Source organism: Pseudomonas sp. PGPPP1 (assembly GCF_002255865.1).
Lineage (GTDB): Bacteria > Pseudomonadota > Gammaproteobacteria > Pseudomonadales > Pseudomonadaceae > Aquipseudomonas > Aquipseudomonas cremoris.
Window position 1 is genome coordinate 1 of sequence record NZ_NKIG01000066.1, and the last position, 5,921, is coordinate 5,921.

General features: G+C 53.1%; 6 protein-coding genes. All 6 read left to right on the forward strand.

Translation table 11 applies throughout. From position 1 onward, the window contains the following. Positions 1 to 2,230: RHS repeat-associated core domain-containing protein (locus CFE47_RS30865; protein WP_286842954.1), on the forward strand; the 2,230-nt coding region annotated here is incomplete at its 5' end. After that, positions 2,230 to 2,658: an SMI1/KNR4 family protein gene (locus CFE47_RS30870; RefSeq protein ID WP_286842957.1), complete on the forward strand. Its 429-nt coding sequence runs from the start codon at positions 2,230 to 2,232 to the stop codon at positions 2,656 to 2,658. The genes CFE47_RS30865 and CFE47_RS30870, both read left to right, overlap by 1 nt. 273 nt (positions 2,659 to 2,931) lie before the next feature. Beyond that, a complete protein-coding gene (locus CFE47_RS30875; protein WP_286842960.1) occupies positions 2,932 to 4,632 on the forward strand; it encodes an RHS repeat-associated core domain-containing protein in 1,701 nt (566 codons plus the stop codon). 1 nt (position 4,633) lies between these two features. After that, positions 4,634 to 4,954 (forward strand): hypothetical protein, encoded by a 321-nt coding sequence (locus tag CFE47_RS30880; protein ID WP_286842962.1) that lies wholly within the window; start codon positions 4,634 to 4,636, stop codon positions 4,952 to 4,954. A gap of 12 nt (positions 4,955 to 4,966) precedes the next feature. Next, positions 4,967 to 5,164, forward strand: coding sequence for an HNH endonuclease (locus CFE47_RS31925; protein WP_286842965.1), 198 nt, complete (start codon positions 4,967 to 4,969; stop codon positions 5,162 to 5,164). Between the two features lie 16 nt (positions 5,165 to 5,180). Further along, a complete protein-coding gene (locus CFE47_RS31930) occupies positions 5,181 to 5,513 on the forward strand; it encodes a DUF7716 domain-containing protein (protein WP_286842967.1) in 333 nt (110 codons plus the stop codon). Positions 5,514 to 5,921: the final 408 nt, after the last annotated feature.

Here is a 5,921-nt window from a genome sequence, read left to right on the forward strand (position 1 = left end):
CATCGACCGCTACGACATTGACGCCGCCGGCCAACTGATCGCCTACACCGACCCGGCCCAGCGCATCACCCGCCTGCGTTACGACCGCAGTGGTCGTCTGATCCAGCGGATTGACGCCCTCGGCCATACCGTCGAGTTCGGCTACGACGCCTATGACCGCCTGCTGCACCTGAGTAATGAAAACCACGAACGCTACCGCTTCGAATGGGACGTGCTGGACCGCCTGCTGGCTCAGCAGGATCTGGACGGCAGCGGGCGCATCTATCAGTACAACCCCTTGGGCGATGTCACCGGCATCCACCATATTCCCGCGCCGATCGCCGAACCGGAGCTGGATGGCAAGGACAGCGCCGAATCGAACACGCCAGTGGTACACCATTTCGAGCGTGACGCCGTGGGTCGCTTGATCCGCAAACGTACCGATGATGGGGTCACCGAGTATGCCTACGACACCGCCGACAACCTGCTGGCGATCAGCTTTACCGACACACAGGGCGACCAGCAGCGGCTCGACTATACCTACGATGCCGTCGGTCAACTGGTCAGCGAAACCAACAGCGCCGGTCTGCTGCAGTACGACTACGACGAGCAGGGCAACCTGCAAACCCTGACTCTGCCCGACCAACGCCAACTCAACCACCTGTACTACGGCAGCGGCCACCTGCATCAGATCAATCTGGGCGGGCGGGTGATCAGCGACTTCGAGCGCGATTCACTGCACGAGGAAGTACTGCGCACCCAAGGCGCCCTGCACACCCGTACCCGTTACGACCGCAATGGCCGCCTCAGCCAGAAGGCGCTGCACTATCACCAGGCCGCCCGCGAAGTGTTGCCGCTGTTGCAGAAGGACTACCAGTACGACGCCAGCGACAACCTGGTGGCCGAGATACTGACCCAGACTCAGCGACCTGGCAGCAACCGCCCGACCACGGCGGCCAATGACGACAGCCTGATCGGGCGATTCCAGAACCAGTCATCGACAGGCAAGAGCTATCAAGGCAGCGCCCGCTACGGCTACAACCCGGTCGAGCAGATCCAAAGCGTGCACCGGGGCCCGTCGGTCGAGAGCCTCAACTATGACGCGGCCGGCAACCTGTTCGATGGCTACCGGGTCAAGGGCCTGATCAAGCACAACCGCGTGCATGTGTATCAAGACAAGCGTTATCGCTATGACCGCTTTGGGCGGCTGAGTGAAAAGCGCACCGGCAGCCATCGAATACAACGCTTCAAGTACGACTCTGAGTACAGGTTGATCGGCGTGCATCAGCAGGACGGTGCCCTGCACCAAAGCGTGGTGTTCGGTTACGACCCGCTGGGCCGGCGTATTAGCAAGCAGGTGTATAACGACGACGCTAGCGAACCGAGCCACCGCACGCTGTTCCATTGGCAAGGCTTGCGACTGCTTGAGGAGGTGCAGGACGGCAGGCCCAGCCTGTACGTGTATGCCGATCCGGGCAGCTATGAACCGCTGGCCCGCGTTGATGGCAAGCCGGGAAGCGAGGCGATCTTTTACTTCCACACCAACCTCGCGGGTCTGCCGGAACAACTGACCGACACTTACGGCAACACGGTGTGGCACAGCGAGTACCAGGCCTGGGGCAAGACGCGGGACGAGTGGCATGATCAGCAGCCGGGACGTGAGCAGAACCTGCGCTTTCAAGGGCAGTACCTTGACCGCGAAACCGGGCTGCACTACAACACCTTCAGGTTTTTTGATCCGGATGTGGGGCGGTTTACCCAGCCGGATCCGATTGGGTTGATGGGTGGGATCAATCTTTATCAGTACGCGCCGAATGCGGTGGGATGGGTTGATCCGTTAGGCCTCACGCCAATAACATTCACTGACAGCAGAGGACTGACCCTAGATGTAACCGGTTATACCGATCTAGGCCACTTAACGGATTCCAATCTAAAGAAAATTAGCTTCCTTAACGGCCCAGAGTCCAGCTCATATGGTATAAGCCCTAAAGACAAACACGGAAACAAGATAGTTCTACATCACTATAAACAGCAACCGGAAGGCCCCATTATAGGCATGCCGGAAAAACACCATCGACAAAAACACAAAGAGCTCCACCCTCATGGAAACCAAAAAGGCAAAGGAATCAGTAACAGAGACGAATTCAATATGTGGAAACGAGAGTTTTGGGCAGCTCAAGCCAATAAAGAAATAGCACATAGAAACAAAACGCCCTCGACAACCCGCACAACAAACCGGAGATGCCCGTAGTGGATAAGAAACTTAAAGAAAAAATCACTAATCTCATTATGATAGATTGTGATCTTCATGGAAGGCCTGCAACCGACACAGAAATCTCCGAAGCCGAGTTGGAACTAGGATTAAAATTTAACGAGCAGTATACAGACTTTATAAAAATTTTCGGAGGTGCATTTGGCGGAATCGAAATTCACGCATTTGATAATGGTGACTTAATAGGAAACGAAACGGTAACAGAACTAACAAAGGAATTCCGAAAAACATACTCTGAACATTTGACAGAAGATCTAATGCAATCATTCGCCATATCAGATGACGGAGCAGGAAATCCAATTCTCATCAACCAAGACGGCCACATCATAATATTCCTTCACGAAACAGGAGAGGTACAAAAAATGCATAACTCACTTGAAGAACTTCTATTGAAATCATTTCCATAAAAAACGGATGAGAAAAACTGGAAAATTTGCCACTTGGAGGACTTGCTGACAGTCGCCCAAGTTGCTCGCTGGACGCAAGCATCACCGGTGGCATGCATTTGAGGTCACACACGACAGTCTCGGAGAACTGCGCACCAGAAGCATCTACTGGCCCAGCAATATCTGGATAACAGCATTCGTGTCGGCGACATCACCGGGCGCCATCATATACCCGCGCCGAATGCCGAACCTGAACTGGATGGCAAGGGCAGCGTCGAACCGCACACGCCACTTGTGCATCATTTCGAGCGTGACGCCCTCGGCCGCCTGATCCACAACAGTATCGACGACAGCGTCACAGAGTATGACTACGATGCCCTCGGCCAACTGCTCAGCGAAGCCAACAGTGCCGGAGAACTGAAATACGCTTACGACGAGCTGGGCAACCTTGAAACCCTGACCCTGCCCGACCAACGCCAACTCAACCATCTGTACTACGGCAGTGGCCACCTGCATCAAATCACCTTGGGTGGCCGGGTGATCAGCGACTTCGAGCGCGATTCACTGCACGAGGAAGTACTGCGCACCCAAGGCGCCCTGCACACCCGTACCCGCTACGACCGCAATGGCCGGCTCAGCCAGAAGGCGCTGCACTATCACCAGGTCGCCCGCGAAGTGTTGCCGCTGCTGCAGAAAGACTACCAGTACGACGCCAGCGATAACCTGGTGGCCGAGATACTGACCCAGACTCAGCGACCAGGCAGCAACCGCCCGACCACGGCGGCCAATGACGACAGCCTGATCGGGCGATTCCAGAACCAGTCATCGACAGGCAAGAGCTATCAAGGCAGCGCCCGCTACGGATACAACCCGGTCGAGCAGATCCAGAGCGTGCACCGGGGCAGCCCCGCGTCGTTGGGCCAGCACATCGAGAGCCTCAATTACGACGCAGCCGGCAACCTGTTCGATGGCTACCGGGTCAAGGGCCTGATCAAGCATAACCGCGTGCATGTGTATCAAGACAAGCGTTATCGCTATGACCGCTTTGGGCGGCTGAGTGAAAAACGTAGCGGCAGCAACCGCATCCAGCGTTTCGAATACGATGCGGAACACCGGCTGATCTGTGTCCGCCAGCAGCAGGGATCAATGGCCCAGCACATCTTTTTCAACTACGACCCGCTGGGGCGGCGCATCAGCAAGCAGGTGTACAACGACAACGCCAGCGAGCCGAGCAGCCGCACGCTGTTCCATTGGCAAGGCTTGCGACTGCTTGAGGAGGTGCAGGACGGCAGGCCCAGCCTGTACGTGTATACCGATCCGGGCAGCTATGAACCGCTGGCCCGCATTGATGGCAAGCCAGGCAGCGAGGACATCTTCTACTTTCACACCAACCTGGCCGGGCTGCCGGAACAGCTGACCGACACTGACGGCCACACGGTGTGGCACAGCGAGTACCAGGCCTGGGGCAAGACGCGGGACGAGTGGCATGATCAGCAGCCGGGGCGTGAGCAGAACCTGCGCTTTCAAGGGCAGTACCTTGACCGCGAAACCGGGCTGCACTACAACACCTTCAGGTTTTTTGATCCGGATGTGGGGCGGTTTACGCAGCCGGATCCGATTGGGTTGATGGGAGGAATCAATCTTTATCAATACGCTCCGAACGCAGCGAAGTGGGTTGATCCGCTCGGCCTCGAAACTATTCGCTTACGGCATTACACAAGCAACCAAGGACTAGAGGGAATACAAAATAGCATGCTGATTAAGGCTGGCGACCAAAATTCAGTATTTGCCACTAAGGCCAAAGGGAAGCCATTAAGCATGGCTGACGCCGCTGAGAAATTTAAAATAAAACCACATCATGCCCGAAACCACATTGACATAGATGCCGGAAGAGTAGAATTCAGAAAAAACAACTTAGGCGTTGAAGAATATAAAATAAAAGGCGACATTAAACTAGATAAAAAAACGACTTCTTTCAATAAGCGATGCCCATAAAATGAACAAAAAGTGCAAGATAGGAATTTCAGAACTAAAAAGCATCTTAACCAACTTGGATGAGGTAGTGGTCACTATTGATAAAATAGGCTCTGGGTTCGAAGACAAAGAAACCACCGCACTAGCATTGTTACTATTTATTAGAGAGAAAGCAATTCTTGACAAGCTAGCCACTGCAAGAAAAATTTTAAACCACTCTCTACTCGAAGAGCTTGGCACTGATGATTATGATAAATGGATAGAAAATGAAATAGAATATTGGAAACCGCCATACGATAAGGACAGGGATGAAATCGCCAAATCCCTTGACAACCTTAAATAAAAGATAGAGGCCATGAGAGTTCGCGACCAAATAAAACTTGGAACATTTAGAGGAAAAGGCTTCAAGAACACAACATGGCATCACCACGGTCGAGTCGGAGGACTACTACCGTTGGTTGACACAGCCGATCATAAAAACAGACATAACGACTACCACCCTAAAGGTAAGGGTGGCCGAAATATATGGGGCGGCGGATCCCCTTGTAGATAATATCTGGAGCTATCAAGTGAAAAAATTCAAATCACTTTCCGAGCTACTCACAACCTATGAATCACTAGACTGGAGCGGAACACTTTTTACAAATAAACAGCATTGGGAAATTCCCCCTACAAAAACTGAAATTTTACTACTAGAGGGGGACGACGAACTTGAGGATCTGACTGAAGATCAACTGCCGCGCCTCGCCCAAACCAACAATGCATCTTACTTACTAGATGTTGAAATTTTCAAGAGCGTCATCGACTTCCAAAGAGACAGAACTCACAACTCTAACATCCACGATTACGCGCATGCATTAAATTACTACTTAGAGAACGATGACTTCTACGACCCAAGTTAAGTCAAGACGAGGAATTTAAAATCAAATATAAATTCAACCACTGCAGCAAGTAGGTATAAAAACGAGCATCCTATCAATGACGCTCACTTTAAACTTACAGAAGCCCATCTTGAGCACCCGACTGGGGCAGCAACGGCGAAGAGTATCGATTCGAATACGACCTGGAACGCGGCGAAACCCACGTCACCGACAGCCTCGGCCGCCAAGACCATTACTACTGGGGCCCCTTCTACGAGATCTACCAACACATCGACCCCCTCGGTAACTGCTGGCAAGAGGAAATCATCGCCGGGCAATTGATGAAGAGCGTCGATCCACAGGGCGGCGAATGGCGCTACAGCTACGATGATATTGGCCGCCTGATCGAGACGCGCGATCCATTGGGGCGTAGCGAACACATCCGCTATC

Coding starts and splice junctions, on each gene's coding strand:
- CFE47_RS30880 (WP_286842962.1), top strand. CDS start 4,634: ATGAACAAAAAGTGCAAGATAGGAATTTCAGAACTAAAAAGCATCTTA.
- CFE47_RS31925 (WP_286842965.1), top strand. CDS start 4,967: ATGAGAGTTCGCGACCAAATAAAACTTGGAACATTTAGAGGAAAAGGC.